Source organism: Candidatus Poribacteria bacterium, assembly GCA_028820845.1.
In the GTDB taxonomy this organism is placed as follows: domain Bacteria; phylum Poribacteria; class WGA-4E; order WGA-4E; family WGA-3G; genus WGA-3G.
Genome location: JAPPII010000116.1, coordinates 33,352 through 52,659 on the forward strand (window position 1 = coordinate 33,352; position 19,308 = coordinate 52,659).

At 47.7% G+C, this 19,308-nt stretch carries 16 protein-coding genes; 3 read left to right on the forward strand and 13 right to left on the reverse strand.

Going from position 1 to position 19,308, the window contains the following annotated elements; genetic code table 11:
* Nucleotides 1–2: 2 nt before the first annotated feature.
* Complete coding sequence (ggt, locus tag OXN25_22070; GenBank protein MDE0427549.1) at nucleotides 3–1,622, reverse strand: gamma-glutamyltransferase; 1,620 nt, start codon at nucleotides 1,620–1,622, stop codon at nucleotides 3–5.
* A 35-nt stretch (nucleotides 1,623–1,657) separates the two neighbouring features.
* The gene (locus OXN25_22075) at nucleotides 1,658–1,942 is read right to left on the reverse strand and encodes a glutaredoxin family protein (protein MDE0427550.1); all 285 of its coding nucleotides are present in this window, start codon (nucleotides 1,940–1,942) and stop codon (nucleotides 1,658–1,660) included.
* A 147-nt stretch (nucleotides 1,943–2,089) separates the two neighbouring features.
* Here OXN25_22075 and OXN25_22080 point away from each other — a divergent pair, with 147 nt between their 5' ends.
* Nucleotides 2,090–3,079, forward strand: a complete 990-nt coding sequence (locus OXN25_22080) for a Gfo/Idh/MocA family oxidoreductase (GenBank protein MDE0427551.1) — start codon at nucleotides 2,090–2,092, stop codon at nucleotides 3,077–3,079.
* 19 nt (nucleotides 3,080–3,098) lie between these two features.
* On the opposite strand, the gene OXN25_22085 is transcribed toward OXN25_22080, so the two are convergent.
* From OXN25_22085 to OXN25_22130, 10 genes are all read right to left on the reverse strand, one after another.
* Nucleotides 3,099–4,043 carry a hypothetical protein gene (locus tag OXN25_22085; protein ID MDE0427552.1) on the reverse strand — a complete coding sequence of 315 codons (945 nt, stop codon included), beginning with the start codon at nucleotides 4,041–4,043 and terminating at the stop codon, nucleotides 3,099–3,101.
* 227 nt (nucleotides 4,044–4,270) lie between these two features.
* Nucleotides 4,271–5,005 (reverse strand): hypothetical protein, encoded by a 735-nt coding sequence (locus OXN25_22090; protein ID MDE0427553.1) that lies wholly within the window; start codon nucleotides 5,003–5,005, stop codon nucleotides 4,271–4,273.
* A 46-nt stretch (nucleotides 5,006–5,051) separates the two neighbouring features.
* Entirely contained in the window at nucleotides 5,052–5,897 is an 846-nt protein-coding gene (locus OXN25_22095; protein MDE0427554.1) for a hypothetical protein, read from the reverse strand.
* Between the two features lie 143 nt (nucleotides 5,898–6,040).
* On the reverse strand, nucleotides 6,041–7,072 hold the full coding sequence (locus OXN25_22100) for a zinc-binding alcohol dehydrogenase (protein MDE0427555.1): 1,032 nt from the start codon (nucleotides 7,070–7,072) through the stop codon (nucleotides 6,041–6,043).
* Between the two features lie 244 nt (nucleotides 7,073–7,316).
* Nucleotides 7,317–8,747 carry a DUF1501 domain-containing protein gene (locus OXN25_22105; GenBank protein MDE0427556.1) on the reverse strand — a complete coding sequence of 477 codons (1,431 nt, stop codon included), beginning with the start codon at nucleotides 8,745–8,747 and terminating at the stop codon, nucleotides 7,317–7,319.
* Nucleotides 8,748–8,843: 96 nt separating this feature from the next.
* Nucleotides 8,844–9,191, reverse strand: coding sequence for a type II toxin-antitoxin system HicB family antitoxin (locus OXN25_22110; protein ID MDE0427557.1), 348 nt, complete (start codon nucleotides 9,189–9,191; stop codon nucleotides 8,844–8,846).
* The gene (locus OXN25_22115; protein ID MDE0427558.1) at nucleotides 9,188–9,442 is read right to left on the reverse strand and encodes a type II toxin-antitoxin system HicA family toxin; all 255 of its coding nucleotides are present in this window, start codon (nucleotides 9,440–9,442) and stop codon (nucleotides 9,188–9,190) included. Before OXN25_22115 ends, OXN25_22110 begins: the two co-directional genes overlap by 4 nt.
* Nucleotides 9,426–9,806, reverse strand: a complete 381-nt coding sequence (locus OXN25_22120) for a hypothetical protein (GenBank protein ID MDE0427559.1) — start codon at nucleotides 9,804–9,806, stop codon at nucleotides 9,426–9,428. The genes OXN25_22115 and OXN25_22120 overlap by 17 nt, the downstream gene beginning before the upstream one ends.
* Before the next feature lie 23 nt (nucleotides 9,807–9,829).
* The gene (locus OXN25_22125; GenBank protein ID MDE0427560.1) at nucleotides 9,830–12,913 is read right to left on the reverse strand and encodes a PSD1 and planctomycete cytochrome C domain-containing protein; all 3,084 of its coding nucleotides are present in this window, start codon (nucleotides 12,911–12,913) and stop codon (nucleotides 9,830–9,832) included.
* 127 nt (nucleotides 12,914–13,040) lie between these two features.
* Complete coding sequence (locus OXN25_22130; protein MDE0427561.1) at nucleotides 13,041–13,769, reverse strand: hypothetical protein; 729 nt, start codon at nucleotides 13,767–13,769, stop codon at nucleotides 13,041–13,043.
* A gap of 163 nt (nucleotides 13,770–13,932) precedes the next feature.
* On the opposite strand from OXN25_22130, the gene OXN25_22135 reads away from it, so the two are divergent.
* Entirely contained in the window at nucleotides 13,933–15,348 is a 1,416-nt protein-coding gene (locus tag OXN25_22135) for an ATP-binding protein (GenBank protein ID MDE0427562.1), read from the forward strand.
* A gap of 50 nt (nucleotides 15,349–15,398) precedes the next feature.
* Nucleotides 15,399–15,866, forward strand: coding sequence for an NUDIX domain-containing protein (locus OXN25_22140; protein MDE0427563.1), 468 nt, complete (start codon nucleotides 15,399–15,401; stop codon nucleotides 15,864–15,866).
* A 303-nt stretch (nucleotides 15,867–16,169) separates the two neighbouring features.
* Here OXN25_22140 and OXN25_22145 read toward each other — a convergent pair whose 3' ends face one another.
* Nucleotides 16,170–19,142 carry a cohesin domain-containing protein gene (locus OXN25_22145; GenBank protein ID MDE0427564.1) on the reverse strand — a complete coding sequence of 991 codons (2,973 nt, stop codon included), beginning with the start codon at nucleotides 19,140–19,142 and terminating at the stop codon, nucleotides 16,170–16,172.
* Nucleotides 19,143–19,308: the final 166 nt, after the last annotated feature.

Consider the following 19,308-nt stretch of genomic DNA (forward strand, 5'->3'; position numbering starts at 1 on the left):
TTTCAGACACCTATGGCATAGCCATCGCGACGCGGATCAGCACCGCCCATAAAACTGCCTTCTTCGGTATCAAAGGCGATACCGTGACCACCCCCGACGGTCGCCGTCCAATCGGGTAGCACCTCTACGTCATGTCCACGTGCCTCCAACGCTGCACGGACAGCGACGGGGATACGTCCCTCCACACTCACATGCGTTCCTGGATTAATCAACCGAACGCGCGGTGCCTCAATCGCCGCTTGGACATTCATCCCGTGCTCAATGAGATTCAACACCATCTGGAGCGTTGTCTGAAGGATACCGTGGCTTCCCGGTGTCCCGATCGCAGCAAACGGGTTACCGTTTTTCCAGACTTGGCACGGCGACATGCACATCTCTATCCGCTTGTGCGGTCCAACAGCATTCGGACTCTCTGGGATTCTATCAAACCAATTCATGAAATTGTTGAGGAACATTCCCGTTGAACCGAGGATGACCCCTGAACCGAATGGCTGCCCAAGGCTCTGCGTTACTGCAACGATATTGCCTTCGGCATCAGCGGTATCAAAGTGGGTTGTACATTCAGTTGTCCAGTCGTTAGCGATGATTTCACCCGGCAGTTTATCTTTTGACCAGCGTTCACCGCCACTGACTGCAGCCTCTTCGCCGATGCGCTCGCGTTGCGCGCGGGCATAGTCCTTAGACAACAACCGTTCAATCGGCGGATTCGGACGGGGTGCGTGCTCGGCTCTATCCGCACTCGCCAGTTTAATCGCTTCAATCAACAGATGGAGGTATTCCGGGGTATTGTGTCCGAGTTCACCGAGGGCATCGTTCTCCAAGATATTTAGCGTCTCCAGATACTGAAAGCCCGAACACGGCGGCGGTGGACAATAAACTTCGTAATCTTTGTAAGTAACGGAGATCGGATCCTGCCACAGCACCTCAAAGTCGGTCAAATCCTTTTCGGTTATTAACCCACCCGTCTCTTCGGAAAAACGGACAATTTCTTTGGCAATCTCACCGCGATAGAACGCTTCTGCCCCGCCTTCGGCAACCGTTCGGAACGTCTGCGCAAGGTCCTTCTGCACCAAGACCTCACCGGGATGTGGCGTTCTACCTCTTGAAGCGATAACCTCTGCTGCTCTCTCCGAAAAATAGTGGTACGCACCCGCCATGAACTCCGCATTTTTGACGGTGACGGCGTATCCATTTTCTGCCAACTCAATCGCTGGCGCGAAAACATCTGCGCGAGACATACTTCCATACCGGTCCAGCGCAGCCAACCAACCACCGCATCCACCGGGGACCATACCGGCACGCACCCCAATCTGCTGGCTTTCGAGCGTCGGATAGACATCCAGCGTCGCTGCGTAAGGCGCAGTCCCCAGATAATCTATCACGCGGTGTGTTTTTTCTTTTGCACTATAGAGCAGCATATACCCATTGCCAGCAATACCGGACATATACGGCTCAACGACGTTGAGTGTCGAAGCTACTGCGACTGCTGCATCAAACGCATTACCGCCAGCAAGCAACATGCGTGCACCCGCAAGACTCGCAAGCGGATGCGCACTCGTCGCCATTCCGCGTGTACCTGTTACAGTGGATCGGTGTGTTATACCATGAGACGGAAAAGCCATGCTTATCTCCTTAGATTCTGTGATCTGTGTCGGGATTACAAACCCCGCCTACCGATGAAATACCTTTGAAACTGGTGCCACCGGAGCTGCCCTATTAACTTCCAATAGTTAGCACGATGCACAAAAAGTCGTTGCCCATCTAACTCAAGTACAGGAATTAGATGCTTATATTTTGTGAATAACCCCAGATTTTTAGTGATGTCGATTTCTTCTATAGCAATAGATATTTTTGTTTCAATGCTCTTCAGCACAATTTTTGCCTCGTCGCAGAGCTGGCAATCGGGTTTCGTGTAGAACTGGAGTTGAATTGGGAAATTCATACGCTAAAGTTTAGCATAAGTCCCCAAAAATCGCACGCACTTTTTACATGCCTCAATACGGGTTATATGATAAAATACGGAGGCATAGGAAGTTAACGGTTTCCTATGCTACAAGCTATTGTTCAAACTTTAGTAAGGAGAAAAGACGTGAAATTGAGACTTGCACAATACGGTATTTCCCACGACCACGCTTCAGGGAAAGCCCGCGTGATGAAGGAAAGTGACGACATTGAGTTCGCCGGTGTCTTTGAACCGTCCTCAGAAGTCCGAGAGACCCTTGGTCAAAGCCCTGTCTATGAAGGCGTTCACTGGTTTACGTCCAAAGAAGAGATACTCGAAGATGAAACGATTGTTGGGGTCGCAGCACAAGGACGTGTGTCCCAAAATCTCACCTTTGCACGGGAGATTCTTGAACACGACAAACACGTTTGGTTCGATAAACCTGCGGGTGATAATCTTGATGCATTTCGAGAGGTCTTAGAGATCGCTCGCGACAAAAATCTGCTCGTGCAACTCGGCTATATGTTCCGCTACAATGCAGGCTTTCAATTTATCCTTGATTGGGTGCACTCCGGCAAACTCGGCGAAATTTTTTCCGTTCGCGGGCGGATCTCATCAGGACCTTCAAGCGATGCGCACTGGCAACGTTGGGACTCACTCGGTGAACATTCCGGTGGTATTATGTTCATCCTCGCCTGTCATCTTACCGATATAATCGTGGCACTGTTAGGACGACCGACACGGGTGACACCCTTTTCGCGGCACGATGGACATGACGTGCCATGGTATCGGAATAATACAGCGGCTGTGCTTGAATATCCGAAAGCATTGGCGATTCTTGAATCAACGGCGTTGGAAGTGGATTCAGGTAAGTCGAGACGACTGGAAGTCTATGGGACACGCGGGAGCGCAATCCTGGAGCCGCTTGAACCGCCAGCGTTGCGATTGTGTCTTGATGAAGAACGGGGCAGGTATGCGAAAGGTTGGCAGACAGTGCCTGTGGAGGCACGACCGCGTTACGTCGAAAGCCTTCGGGCGTTTGTTGCTGACATTCGGGGTAAGAAATCCCCGGACCGTTCTCTTGAACACGAGTTCGCGGTTCAAGAAACAGTGCTGCGAGCAGCAGGACTACAATAATGTGTCCTGGCTATCGTCATTAATCCTCATCTTTGATGGCGATGATGGGAACAACTGTAATAGGAAATGCTGATGGTTTGTAGTTTCCATCTGGTGCTTTGGTCGGGAATCTGTACTGCGGGTCTGTTAGCAGTTTATATACTGCAGCATCTCCAGTTTTAACCCGTTCTCTGGTATTCAATTCCCATTCGACTTCGAGTGCCTCGTGTCGCCCCGGAAAGTCCTGTGTCCCCAATATCGAAGTCAAAGCCCAGTAGATATACTCCGTGACCATGCAACCATAGTCACAGGTTTCATCGGTATAGTGATACCAAGCTTCTGCTGGATACCCGCTTTTGGGGCCACTTTTCGGTACTTGCTCGAAATATCCACCACGGGCAGCATCCATGCACTTCGCCAAAATGGATCCCTGTCTCGTTCCGAACACTTCGGGGTAAGCGTTGGCATAGCCATAATGTGTAATAGGATGCAGAATTTCTTCTAATGCACCGTCATAATACCCACCATCAGGGGCATTGATTTTGCCATCAACAAGGAAGTCCGGTTTGGTTTCTTCGCCATATAGGTCTTGACCAAACCGATAGCCAGCCGCTTCTATTACATCGACTTCCAACTCTCCCATCTCCGCCTCTGTTCCGGGCATAATGATGAAGACATTTCGACTCACCAAGTGACAGAGAACCAATGTGTCGTCAGGAACGCCGTCTTCGTCGTTATCAAGGTATTGTGCCAAAACACCTGCGGCGTGAGAGAGTTTATCTTCAGATGTCGTTGGGCTTGCAAAGATGTGAACGCCGAAAACGTTGACATATCTGTCACAACCCATTTGTCTGAAAGCAGAAAATTCGCTGGGTATCTCTACTATTTCGATTTTCGGTGTCACTTCAATGCTTTCCATTAAGTTGTTGCCCATAATTTGGGATGATGCAAGCCCCATTAAAACCAGTATGATTCCAGCAGTCATGGTTTCCTATTTCTCCAAATTTATGCTCTCATTTCCAATTCCACAAAACGGGTGTTGGTCAATTTTGAGGTATACACCCACATACTCAGGTTTGGACAATTCTTGTAAAACACCCTCTTATCGTGTTCTCGTATGTCCAAACATGATTTCCATATCACTAAAACTTACCCAATAAATGGTTTTGGACTTGAAAAAAATCCTTTCATATTTGCCTTGCCAATGCGTATTTATTCAAATAACCGTTTAACGAGCGACCGCCACGAGGTATCCGCTTGGATGTCCCGACAGTCCTTTATAATGTAATAGGCAAGTAAAAATGGATACAATCCCAGTTTGAGAAATTGCCAAGAGAACCACAAGAAACCAATGCCTCCACTTTCATCCTCCGCCCATACTTCATACGATTTAAAGAAATGGTAAGCCCACAGAATCGGGAAGATCGCTTCGCTGACGATGAAAAACATAAATACTTTTAAAAGACGAATAGTCCAAGAGATGAAAAGAACTCTACCTGTTCGGGGTTCAACAATGCGCGAATTGGCTATAATGTGTCCTGTTCGGGGTTCAACTAATGATGCCCCATACTTTTTCTCATCGAGTAAATAAGTGTAGTCAATGTTGTCATCTACCCCAATAAGACGTTCAATGTTATCATGTTTATCGAACTCAACAAACACATCCATTTCGATAGTTGTGTTTCTGTTTTTCTCTACTAAAATTGCTTTCGTTGGAAATATAAAACGTTCCAATTTTCGATCCCAAAGTGGTCTTCCGGGTTTAAAACGTTCCAGTTTCCGAACCCAAGGTGGTTTCTCGCTATTTTCCCTCGCCTCTTTAAATCCTTGTTTCCATCCCTCTTTGAAATCTCTCCAAAAGAACCTCCATGATGCCTTCTTGCATGCTTTATCCAGTCGCCGCATACGGAGGCGGTGTCGTCTTTTTTCGGGGGTTAAGTTCAACATGAGAGTCTCTTTATACTACTTCTTGTGTAAATTCATACAAAGTAAATTAACGCTTCCTCACTTCAGAAGGTTCATCTAAAAGTGTTGACGGATTAACCTCAAAATCAAATCCATAATCCTGAACCATTGACTTGATCGCTTTCGTGATCCAACAGGGAGCACCTGGTGCTACAATTATCCCATCAATCAACGTCTCAAGACAGACACATAGATTCTTGCCTTTATCTTCATTGCTTTTCGGATATCTCATTTTTCTTTTGAGAGTTCTTAGGTCAAATTCTTCAGGCGTTAGAGAAAAACCCTCTTTTACTCTGTAAAATCTCCTTTCTATATAAGGAGAAGCATCTATGATTGCCCGCACCTCTTTCTCAGATTCAAATGCTTTTCTTTTATAGAAAAACGGGGTATATATCGTGTTCATATTAAGAATATCTGGAGGGACATCAAGATTTTGATAATCAATGTACTTGACTTTGCCTATATATACATCCACATCTTCTTCATCTTTATGTATGAAACTGTCTTCCAAAGATTGCATGGTGGTTTTTATGGCTATGCCACTATTGTGTCTGCTATATCTTTCCCTTTCCCACATTGCCATTGATTCGTGATCGCCATGATACCAACAGGAACACATGACCCATTTACGCCATTCCTCCCATAATTTTATTACAGCCCGACTTCCTTTTTCTCCCAAACGCTGTGTGTGTTGTTTGTACAGTTTATCTATCAACAGCGGTACATGGCCTTCAAAAGGATCTTCAAATTGATTGGCTTTTGCAAAATACAAAGATTTTTTCGATAAGAGGATAGCAAATTTCTCAAAACTAAAATATCTCCACAAAGTGTCTGTAGGTCCCGGACGAGATATCCCTGGTAATTCTTTATTCATATTGATTTTCTTTTAAAATGCAATCAGTATTAATGGTAGGTTTCGCAACGATTTTGACATTATAGCTGGCGAGGTTGGAAACCTCGCCAGGAAAATAATAGAAAGTCCAAAGATGAAATAATCAGGTTTTCTGAAAATCTTGGTTATGCAAATCGAACGCCTAACTTTACATTCTCTCCGGGATGCGTCGCGATCTTCGGATATTCGGTTAACAGATCGTCAAAATCGACAACAGGGCACACAACGGGTTCAGATTTCAGGCTGCCATCGCAAAGGAGTCGCCAACTGATTTCAAAGAGCCGGCCTTCATCCCAATTTGGATACTCAGGATTCGGTTCGCTACAGGCGCGCGAAAAGATAATCGTCGGTCGGTTGAAATGCGCTTCGGCACCGAGATCCAATCCTGCTGGATAGATACCCGGCCACGCTCCAGCGACAACCGTTCCCAGATACGTCACCCCGCGGATAGCATCTTGTAACGCGCTATGGTGACCGCTGTATTCAATACAAACATCGGCACCACGCTTGTTAGTCGCTTTTTTAATCTCCAACCCAGCATCCTCTGTCGTGGGATCAATGACCACATCCGCACCACATTTGAGGGCAACATTACGACGCAACTCAAGCGGATCGACACCAATCACAGGATACGCACCCGCCAACTTCGCAAGCTGCAACGCCATGAGTCCAATTCCACCCATTCCAAAGACTGCCACGGCATCACCAATGCGAACGTGACCGTCGCGCACTGCGCCGAGCGCGAAATCCGTCGGGTCGAGACAGACAGCTGCCTGCCACGGTACACCATCGGGAAGTTTCCGTACACCCGGTGCAGCCCAAACATTTTCCTCGCGGAAGGAGCTGTGCCGAAAAACTTTCTCTCCGACCTTGACATCGGTAACGTCCGAACCGACCTCAGTTACCTCGCCAACACACATGTTGCCAAGTCCTGAAGGATAGTGTACCATCCCGGATTCGTTTGCGCGAAAGATTTGATATTCGCCGTCGTAGCCACCGCGTGGACCGGCATATCCCTTATATGATGCCATCTCCGAACCGTGTTTGGCGGCACCGAACTGGCTCTTGACCCGGATTTCATTCGCTTGCAAGGGTAGACTTTCATATTCTCGAAAAGCGACCTGCTCTTGGGCGGGTGCAATGAGTTCTCTTGGCATATTGGTTAATTTCCTTCCTAACGTGAGTTCGATAAAAGGTTTGTGCTAAAATTCTGGTTGACGGTTTTAATTCAATCGACGATTGCTTGGTAGCAGAGGATACGAATTCTCGTTCCGAGATCCAAACCACCACTGGGATGCAATTGGCATAAGAAGATGCCAATCATATTAGTCCGTTTGAGATCCACGGAGCGTGCCTATTATTTTTTTTAAGGTTGACAGTACACAGCGTGTGTCTACTACCTTAAGCCAAAATATCGCGGACGACATGTCCGTGGACATCCGTGAGACGGAAGTCTCGTCCTTGGAACCGGTAGACGAGTTTCTCGTGGTTAATCCCGAAGAGGTGGAGCATTGTTGCGTGGAAATCGTGGACATGCACAATATTTTCAACGGCATTGTAACCTAATTCATCCGTGTTGCCGTAACTGATGCCGCCTTTAATGCCACCACCAGCCATCCACATTGAGAATCCTTTGATGTGGTGATCGCGTCCAGTGCCTTGTGCCATCGGGGTCCGTCCAAATTCGCCACCCCAAATCACCAAGGTCTCGTCTAACATCCCGCGCTGTTTCAAATCGTTAACGAGGGCAGCGGTTGCCTTATCAACATAGCCAGCGGTTGTCTTGATAGCGTCCTCAATACCACCGTGATGATCCCAACCGCGATGGTAAAGTTGGATAAACCGAACACCACGTTCCGCCAATCGTCTCGCAAGCAGACAATTTGATGCATAAGATCCGTCTCCCGGCGTTGCCCCATACATATCAAGAACGTGCTGAGGTTCTTCCGAGATGTCAGTCAACTCTGGTACGCTCGTCTGCATTCGGAACGCCATCTCGTACTGGCTAATGCGCGTCGCAATCGTGGGATCGTCTACAGTCTCATCAAGCATACCGTTTAGGGTTTGGACAGCATCGACAACATCCCGCTGTTGTTCCATGTTTACGCCGTCAGGATTGGTAACGTAGTGGACCGGATCGCCGGTTGAATGGAACTGAACGCCTTGGAATTGCCCCGGAAGAAATCCGCTGTGCCACTGCCGTGTTGCGATGGGTTGGTCTTGACCACCGCCTGAAGAGATAAGCACGACGTAGCCCGGTAGGTTTTCGTTTTCACTGCCGAGACCGTAGAGCAACCACGCCCCCATGCTCGGTCTGCCAGCGATTGCAGTACCAGTATTCATAAAGGTGTGTGCTGGATCGTGATTAATCTGCTCGGTTTTCAGAGAACGAACGATACAGATGTCGTCAGCGAGGCTTCCGATATGCGGAAACGCCGTACTCATCTCCTGCCCTGACTCTCCAAACTTTTTGAATTCGTGTGTCGGACCGAGGCATTTGAGGGAATCCGCTTGCCCTTGGAGCTGCGCAATCGGTTGTCCTTCCGTGAAAGACTTCGGCATCGGTTGTCCGTCGAGTTCAGCGAGTTTCGGCTTGTAATCCAGAGTCTCCAAATGTGAGGGCCCCCCTGCCATGCAGAGATGAATAATGCATTTCGCCTTCGGTGGCACGTGCGGTGTCGTAATAATTCCCTGCCACTTCTCAATTTCCGCGGCGTTGATAAGTGAGGGAGACAACAGAGAGGCAAGCGCAAGCGACCCGACACCCCGCACCGTCTTCCCCAGAAATGTGCGCCTTGTAAGACGCAGATTGGTTTCTTCATGAATATTCATAGCGATACCTCTACCTCCTATTCGTCGTTTTGTAATTTTTCAACAGGGGCATTGGACAAACGTGAATGCCCGAAACATTACTTATCCTGATTGAGTTCAGGTCTTTGATTGAACAGACGACGCACCACTAACAGCGTGTGTGAATGTTTCCGTTGCCCATTGGTCAAGATCCTTTCCACTGGCTTCAGCAGCCCTTGCGATGGCTACATGGATGTCGGGAGGAATCTGCAACCTCAGATTTCCAGAATACGGCTTTTGCGGTGGTTTATTCAGTCGCTCGCACGTTTCTAGATAATCCTCTACGGCATCTTCAAAAGCCTTTTGAAGTTCAGGAACAGTATCCGCATGAAACCCGACGATGTCGGTAATTCCCGCAATATGCCCAACAAGACATCTATCTTCTTCACTATACTCAATATGTGCGCTATAACCCTTATATTTCATGAACTTATTCCTGCCTCCTCCAGAAAACGCCGAGCGTCCTTGACTTGGTAAGCACGCGCCTCTTTTTGATTGTGAGGCCGGTGAAATGTTGCGGTAACGCCATTCAATTCAAATCTCACCCGCGATCCTCTTCCCTCAATGGATTTTGTCCCACACGCTACGAAGAGGGATTCTATCTGCCGCCACTTCAACGTTTTTGGAACTGGGGTTCCGAAAATAGCATTTAAAGTTCTTTCATGTCGTTTGTTCATCATCAAGCAGCATATTTGGAAGAATCTCTACTTCTTCTATGTCTTCAAGATCGATTCCACCCCATTCATCCCAAAGTTTCGCTCGCTCCACTTCAGACAATTCAAGGTATTGCCCAAGTGTGAATCCACCTAAGAAAGGCTCGTCAGGCGATAACGGTTGTCCGCCGAGTTCGTCCAAAAGCTCCTGCCTGAGATCCCCAACAGTTTGATCCGCATCTTTAAGCAACTTCTCTCGCTTGATGGCATCAGTAACTAACTCCGGGACCATTGCCAACAATCGTTGCCGGTCTTGGGGATCCATTCGTTTAATCAAGACAGCAATCTGTTCAAGACTGACAGGTAAAGTGAATAGGTTTGTTTGCATGATTTTTTCTCCAAACACCAATGCTAATATCGCGTAATCGTCTCGTGCAAGTTTAATATCACCCGCGCCACAGAAGTCCACGCCGCCAATTCATCAGATGCAACGCCTTCTGTTATCGGAGCGTCCCCCATCGCAATTAATGCATCAGCATCCTCGAGATCAGCGGTATACTCGGCTTGATGCTTTTCATAGAGATTTGTGATAATCTCCAATTCCTTTGGCTCCGGCAGACGAGATAGCGTCCATTGATATGCCCAATTGATGCGATCAGTGACCGATTCACCGCCCTCTTGGATAATCCGCGCCGCAAAGACACGCGCCGCTTCAACGTAACTTGGGTCGTTGAGGAGTGTTAACGCTTGCATCGGTGTGTTAGAGGTGGCGCGTTCAGCAGTACACTCTTGACGACTTGGCGCATCAAACGCCATCATGCTTGGATGCAGGAACGTGCGCTGCCAATGCGTATAGAGTCCGCGGCGATATTGGTCTTCTCCTGTATCGTGGACGTAGACCCGCTTAGGGAAATTGAGATTTGAATAATAACCCACCGGTTGGTAAGGTCGGACACTCGGTCCACCGATTTTGGGAACAAGGAGCCCACTCAAGAGCAGGGCGTTATCGCGGACTGTCTCCGCATCAAGCCGCCAATTTGATTGGCGTGCAAGTAGACGGTTGTAAGGATCCCTTTCGTCCAATACCTCGTTCGATTTCGAGGATTGGCGATACGTACTTGAGGTGACAATGAGCTTCACAATATGTTTGACGTTCCACCCACTCTCCATAAACTCTACAGCGAGCCAATCAAGGAGTTCAGGATGGATCGGCGGTTCACCTTGGGCCCCGAGGTCGTCCAAGACGCGAGACAATCCTGTTCCAAAATAGAGTGCCCAAAGACGGTTTACAAAGGCACGAGCAGTCAACGGGTTTTCTGCCGACACTATCCACCGCGCGAGCTCCAAGCGGTTTGGACGGCGGTTTTTGATATTCAAGTCCCCAAGGAAAGCCGGTATCATTGGTTCTACAATCTCACCCGAATCGTCCATCCAATTGCCTCGTGGTAACACACGGGTCGTCCGTGGGAGCGTAGATACCGTTGTGAGCGAGAAGGGTATCTCTGCTTCGAGGTCAGTTTTCTGTTTCTGTAAATTCGCAATCTGGTTCCGAATGCCGTCAAGCGCAGGTGTGATACGGCGATACTCCGCCGCAATCTGTTCGCGCTGACTCGTCGTCCTAACAGACGGATTCACCTGAATAGCAGCAATAACCTGCTCCGTATGCGTATGTTTTACCGCCGAGCCGCGAGTCGTCGCAATGCCAGCGAGGTCCCAATAAGTCGTCCCCCCAAATTGCGCAAATGCCATTCCGTTCAGAACGCTTCCAGGTTCCAGTCCAACAACTGCGGGATCTACCTCAAGACGCACCCATTCCGCTGTTCCGGGTAGCGGTCCCATAGATTTATGTGCAGGCGTGTCACTCCCAATCTCACCGAAGTTAATTTTGTCTTCACCCCAAAATGCACGGTGCTCCCAAGTGCCGTCGTTCCACTGGAGCATTACCGTTTCTGGCGGTGATTCGGGGTCAAGCCAGACATAAGCGAATAACCGATCGCCCTCTGCTAAGGTAAATGTCCGATTTGCACTGCGGAAACTGTGCTGGACGATCTGTTCAGGTGTCGCTGTTTGCCGACGCGATAAGCGTTTACTGAAAACAGGTGCCTCATTTTTACCGACAAATTCCCATGTGCCTTCAGTTCTACCCCCGTTTGCTTGGGCATCGTCTATCCACGCGAAATCGGTCGTTTCTGTTGCATCGAGCAGCGAAAGCACCTCGTTCTCCCATTCTCTCTGTTCCGCTTCCAACCCTGGAGATGATGCCTTGAAGACCTGTTGCAATTTCGCCAATTCGTCGTCAATATCTTGGAGCACCGATTTCTGCGCGGGTGTCGGTAGCATCACGGTCGGTTCCCACTTACTTCTACCGGGATATACTCCTGGTCCCTCAACATCAGCAAAAAACGCCGCGAAACTGTAAAAATCTTCCGCGGTATAAGGATCGAACTTATGGTCGTGGCACTGTGCACAACCGAGCGTCGCCCCTAACCAGACAGACGCAGTTGTCCGGACTCTGTCTGCAGCATAGATGGCAAGATATTCTTTCGCCTGTGCTCCACCCTCCGAGGTCGTCTGATTCAGACGGTTATAACCAGAAGCTATCTTCTGTGTAGCCGTGGTATTCGGTAAGAGATCGCCTGCAAGATTTTCCACTGTGAATTGATCAAAAGGCATATTATCATTAAACGCTTGGATTACATAGTCTCTATAGGGCCAGATACTCACATTTTCGTCAGCATGGTAACCACTCGTATCCGCATAGCGCACCAAATCCAGCCAGTACATTGCCATCCGCTCGCCGTATTGCGGTTCAGACAGAAGCCTGTTGACAAGGGATTGATATGCATCCGGGGTTTCATCCCTCACGAAGTGCTCCACCTCAGCAGGCGTAGGCAGTAGCCCAGTCAGATCAAAATGTAAGCGGCGGATAAGCGTCCGTTTGTCTGCTTCTGGTGATGGCGTGAGATCTTCTGTTTCCAATCTTCCAAGTATAAACGCATCAATCGGGTTCCGAACCCATGTCGTGTCTTTAACGGGAGGCGGATCAACGCGTTTAGGAAGATTGTAGACCCAATGCTCTTCCCATTCCGCACCTTCAGCAATCCACTGGATGAGCGTGTCGATCTGCTCCTGTGTCGGCTGACGATTGGAGATCTGCGGTGGCATCCGCTGGTCAATATTTTCGTGTGTTATGCGTAGAACTAATTCACTGTTTTCCGGTTCACCCGGCACGATAATTGGATAACCACTCGGTGTGGAGAAGGCACCCTGTTTTGTGTCAAGTCGCAGATTCGCTTGACGAACCGCCGGATCGGGACCGTGGCACGCGAAACATTTATCCGACAATATCGGTCGAATATCACGGTCAAACCGAAGTTTTTCAGCGTCGGCGGGTTGCAGTGCGACAGTGAGTCCCAGCAGAAATATGATAAGGCTCATAAAACCTTTGCGAACGTACATTGAACCGTCTAAATGTGATAACAGTGTCTGTGACATTACAGAACCTTTCCTCCATTTTGCTGTCTGGACAATGCCAGACTGGCCGTCCATTCTCAACTCGCTATGTTGATGTAAGCCCGACCCCTCTCACAACTACAGACTTTGACCAGCACATGAATGAATGCTACAATCGCTGCTTGATTCTTCCCCAAGTAGTTGTGAGTTTGTCTGAAGCGGAAACCGCTTGAGGTTTGCCAGCCGTTTCGCCCTCACCGTCTCCCATTTCAATGTCATCAATATAAGCGGTCAGAGCAGTAGGGTGGTCCCAACCGAAGAAGATCCAACTGAGACTCGGATTCACGCCCCCTTTGCCCCCTTCGCCTCTAAAACCGAAATCATCAACAACCTGTTCATCATCGACGTAAAAGTCATAAGTTTTATCCTTAAAGTCAAGCACGATGCGGAAATGATGCCATTCTCCCAGTTTTCCCTGTGTCACCTTTTGTCCTGTGTTGCCATCGAGCGCATTGATAGCACCATCCGGCGAAATATTAAATACGGCAGCACCACCCCATTTGATGGCATCTCCACCGATATAGAACAGCATTGTGCCTGCGCCCTTTTCCCGCTGCGTGAATAATGAAGCGTACTGAATTCCATCATGGGTACCTTCAAAACTTCTGACCACCATTGTGTTTTCTGTGACCAGAATACTTTTGCCTGTATCCCCGCGCTTCACCTCGCTTCCAATTTGGCAAGTTTTTTGATTCATTACTGTTTTCCAGTCATCTTGCCCAGCGATGTCCCCATCTTTGAAGTTGTCAAAATTTTCACTGTACCACACGTTACAAAACGCATTGACCCCAAAAAACAGGAGTCCGAAACTGAATGCCAAACTTCGCTTTAACATCATAATAAGCCTCCTGAAAGTTTTGTTTTTATACGGCACCATACCACCGACATTATACCGAAATTGCTGACCAAAGTCAACATTTTTTCTAAAATTGGATTTTAATTATACTTTAGAGTATAATACTTTAGCGTATAATACTTCAAAATACATTTGAGAGGAACCTATGTTCATCAATCGACACCAAGAACTCGCAGCTTTAGATCGAATGTTTCAGTCAGAAACAGCAGAACTTTTCGTGTTATATGGCAGAAGACGGGTCGGAAAGACTGAGCTCTTATTACAGTTCTGCAAAGACAAAAGAAGTATCTATTTCCTCGCCAGTCAGTTAAAAGAGCGAGATCACCTCCGTCAACTCACTGAAACCGCAAGGCATGTTATCAATGACCCACTGCTCCAAAGCATCATCTTTGATGACTGGGAATCCGCACTCATCTATTTTGCACAACAAGCGGAAGAAGAGCGGCTGGTTTTGGTCCTTGATGAGTTTCAATATCTCTGTGAGGATAATGCAGCACTCCCTTCACTGATCCAACGTTTCTGGGATCTACACGGGAAAAATAGTAAACTCTTCTTGATTCTCTGTGGCTCACAGATAAGTTTCATGGAGCGAGAGGTATTGGCGGAGCGATCACCCTTATACGGACGACGCACCGGTCAGCTTCAGTTAATGCCGTTGTCCTATCGCGATAGCGGAGATTTTTTCTCAGCGTATTCTGCCAAAGAAAAACTCACTGCTTACGGCATCCTTGATGGTGTTCCAGCGTATCTTAACCGATTCGCGTTACATCCGTTGAACAGCTCACAGGATATTCCGCAAGAGGTATTTGAACAACACATCAAAAACGAATTGCTTACGCCGCAAGGCTACCTGTTTGATGAGGTCAATTTTCTTTTACGCATGGAACTCAGAGAACCGAAAACGTACGCAAGCGTGTTACACGCAATTGCTGGTGGTGCTACGCGATTAAACGAAATTGCGCAACAAGTTAAACTGAGTTCGACAGATACAAATAAATATCTTAGTGTGCTTCAGGAATTGGCATTAGTCAAACGTGAAACGCCTGTCACTGAACGGGCACCTCAAAAAAGCAGGAAAGGACTTTACAAAATCTCCGATAATTACGTCAAATTCTGGTTCCGGTTCGTGCTACCCAATCGAAGTCTCATCGAATTTGGGAATGCAGATTTGGTATATCAACAGATCATTGCGCCGAACCTTTCACACTATATGGGAGCAATTTTTGAAGATATTTGTCGTCAATATATCAGTCTTTATTGGGGAGAGACATTGAAAGTCGCTCCCAGACGGGTCGGTGCACACTGGGGATCAAATCTCGAAATTGATGTCCTGACAGAAAATGTTGATGGAAGCCACTGGTTTGGCGAGTGCAAGTGGTGGGAGGCACCGGTCGGAGAAAATGTCCTGAACTCTCTCATCGAAAATGCCGCAAAAGTCCCTGAGCAGTGGAAGCGTAACCCGCGATACATCCTATTTTCCGTTAACGGTTTTACGAATGCACTCAGACAGCGAGCGGAGAAAGCAGGTGTATTTCTCATTGAAGCAAACGACCTGTTTTAACCTGCCTATTACACAAACACATATTTTTTAACAACAAATGGAGAAACGGAATGGCTCAAATTATTACAGGACATCGGATTGGAGAAAACGGCACACTTCGCGTCGGATGTTCGGCTGTTATTTTTGACGAGCATCGCGAAAAAATTCTGCTAACAAGACGCGAGGATAACAACCAGTGGTGTCTACCGGGTGGGGGGATGGATCCGGATGAAAGTGCAAGTGAGGCATGTGTTCGAGAGGTCGAAGAAGAGACGGGTTTGCAGGTCGTCGTAAAACATTTAATTGGCGTTTACACAACCCCACACGAATTGATTGTATACCGAGACGGAAATAAAATCCAATTGGTGGCACTATGCTTTGAAGCGGAAATTGTGGGTGGTGAACTCCGGCTGAGTTGCGAAACAACCGAATACGGATATTTCTCCTATCAAGAGATACAGGAATCAGATCTGCTTTTGAACCACGTACAACGGATCAAAGATGCCTATAGTGAGAAAATGACGACTTTCGTCAGGTGAAGGATCTCTTGCTTGAACGAAATCACCCAAATTTTAGACATTCGTGTAAATACATATAGCGAAATCCAACGATCCAAACGTTGTGGACGTAAGAAAGTGTTGAGTTCACTTATACGCTTTCAGCCAGCAAATCTTGATTCTGACAATTTAGTACCGCATGCTATTCAAATTAAATAGGACTTACGCAATTCCTTTGTGGATGCAGTTTGAAACCACCTCCCACTGCAGGAGAATACGCGGAATTCTGTGGTTTTGCATAAGCCCTGTTAAATTATTAACTTCCATCAGTCAAGGTAGTTGACTCTACTTCAAAATGAGCATTCGCCGCGTTGCTGTGAAGTTTCCAGCGGTGAGAGTGTAAAAGTAAAGCCCGCTAGCGACCTGTTCACCGAACTCATTTTTTCCATCCCAATAGGCGGCGCGGCTGCGACTCTGATACATACCTGCAGGCTGATGTCCCAAGCTTAAGGTCCGAACCACTCGTCCGTTTGCAGCATAAATGTGCAGTGTGATATCCGCAGGTTTGGACAATTGGTACGGTATCCACGTCTCTGGATTGAACGGATTCGGGTAATTTGCTAACAGTGCTGTCTCCTTCGGAGTTAACACTACTAGGAGTTGTTCTAAAAAGAGGGTACCTCTTTGAGACGTTGTATCTATCAAATCTACTTGCTGTACTTGAGATAGCCACAGTTTGACATCTGCAGCGGTGAGGGTTGATAGAGATTGAGAAAACAGGGACGGAGCGGCGGCACTTGTGCCTAATACACCAGCGACGAGGACAAGGTCCTGAATATTTACAATGCCATCGCTGTTTACATCTGTTTTGTTTTCCCCCGTTTGCCCGAGACTAGATGCGGTCAACACTAAATCTTGGATGTTTACAATACCATCACTATTTACATCCTCCTTGAGTCCGGTTGGTTCAGTAATCTGAGCATTTTCAACCTGTGGAACAAAACTGTCTCCTGCCTTGTTGGAGAGAAGTACGTCAGATAACGTCAAAGTGGATGCCTTCACAGCGATAACCTCAAAGGTAAGTGTGGCGAGTGTACCATCTCCATTGCTTTCTCCAGCGAGAGATGCAGCGTTCAGCTTTACAAGATTTCCCTCCACCTTTGGTTGCACAAAGAACCCACCCGCAGGTAGAAATTCACCATTTACCCCTGAGACGAAGCGAAGGGCAGTTGTATCGAACCGCACAGATGCTTGATAACCTGCGACTGATTCGCCGCCTTCAATGTTCAGATTAAGTGCTAACTGTTCTCCGATGCCAGGAGATACAACTGAGGCGGGTAAGATGCTTAGCGTGCTACCGATGGGTGATGTTTCTGGCGTGGTTGAAGGGGGCAAATCCACATTCGTTCCAGTTTTTGGGATCGCCGTGGTGAAATCCGCAGCAAGTCCGACCCGCATATCCCAATATTCACCATGCTGTCGGACCTTAACCAAAAGGAGATTATTGCCGGGTTTAAGAGTCACGGAGAAGGAACTCGTTTTGGATTCTTGAACCGCGGGATCTGATCTACATACCTCTGGATCGCAAGCTAGAATAACATTGACCTTCCGGCAACCGAGACTCGCTGCCGCTTCTCTATGAACCACGTTTCCATTGAGCCAAATTTTGATAGCATCCCCACTCTTCGCCCTCAAAATGACATCTCTTTGTTCACTCGGCGAGATGAGGTTAATCAAGGCATACGCTGTCCGCGCACCTGAGTCGAGCCCCATATCCATTCCAAGGGTACTAACGACATTACTGATGTTATTTGCCCAACAGACGGTCGGGTCAATACACTCGTCCTGTAATAATCCTATGGTTAGGATTTGTAGTAGAGGATTTGGTGTACGCTTCACATTGTATTTATTGCATTGATGTCCTGGCCAATGAATCTCACTGTTTGTCCATCGCAACTGCCCGACGGAATCCCCTTCGCTTACACCATTTTGGGCAACATGTGCCTCTGTAACTGCCCCACCGCTTGCATCAGCAAGGGAATCGATCTCTGTGGATATACCCTGTCCAATTTCCGGGCGAGTAGGAACAACCATCCATAGCCAAGGACCTCGGATATAGTCCTGTTCAGAATCTTCTTCTGGTGTTTCAGGTTGTTTAGATGCTGTGGGTTGTTGGGTGCCACCTGGGTCTCTGCTGGGTTGTTTGGGTGTTTCTGTGCCGGCAGAAACGGAGATCTGCGCCGTCAGTGCGGGGCCGTCATAGTTAGCAATAGCATCTGCGCTAACAATGAAGGTGAGTGAACTATCGGTGTTGATGTTTCCATCAAATTCAAGTTCAATTGTAATTTCGGTGTCGCTTTTCCGCTTAGGTTGATGCCAAGGCATCGTCACGCCATTAATGCCGGATACTGTAACGGCATCTCTGATGTCAAAGATAGAACTTGCGTAAGTCCGCCCACTGAGTGTCAGTGTGACGACGCTTCCATCTAAGGTGGCTTCTGTTAACGGAACGGGGGTTGCGGTTGTTACCTCAAGTGTTTCTGTGCCGGCAGAAACGGAGATCTGCGCCGTCAGTGCGGGGCCGTCATAGTTAGCAATAGCATCTGCGCTAACAATGAAGGTGAGTGAACTATCGGTGTTGATGTTTCCATCAAATTCAAGTTCAATTGTAATTTCGGTGTCGCTTTTCCGCTTAGGTTGATGCCAAGGCATCGTCACGCCATTAATGCCGGATACTGTAACGGCATCTCTGATGTCAAAGATAGAACTTGCGTAAGTCCGCCCACTGAGTGTCAGTGTGACGACGCTTCCATCTAAGGTGGCTTCTGTTAACGGAACAGGGGTTGCGGTTGTTACCTCAATTGGCTCATTCTTAGCGTTTTTGTCTTCGTCTATTTCGTTGTTTTCCTGGCCGAGGTCATTTTGAGCGTCAGGTGGATCGGGTTGTTCTCCACCTTCGCCGCTAACTGCTTCTATTTCCCAGTTCCCATCAACGCGTTTACTGGCAGCAAAGTTATAAGCCTTACCATTGATGTCTGCTTCAAAATTGACTGAATCATTCAGTTTTGCTCCAAACAGCCATTCGAGAAACCAGGGCAATCCTTGGGGCGGATTGCTCATTTGCGCGGCTCCGTCGTTGTTAACTGAAAATTTAACATCTGTATCAGGGTAGGTGCAACTCTGACCTGGGGACAGCACATCTCCAACTTCACAGACCCCGTTGGGGGCACCGTAACTCATACCCTGCATCCCAAAACTCATTAAAATACCTATAAACATTAACACAAGACATTTTGACATCAAAATTTGTGTTTCCATCAGAAATTTCTCCCTTAAAGAATTTCATAAATTTTTGGAGGATTTTGTCTGAAATAATGATGTAGAGGGGTCCCCTCCAAAAGGTCTACACTACAATTGTTTGTTCACTTAGTGATAGCACCCACTACCTAAAGGTAGGGGCTTCGGTTTCATAGCGACTGCGGTT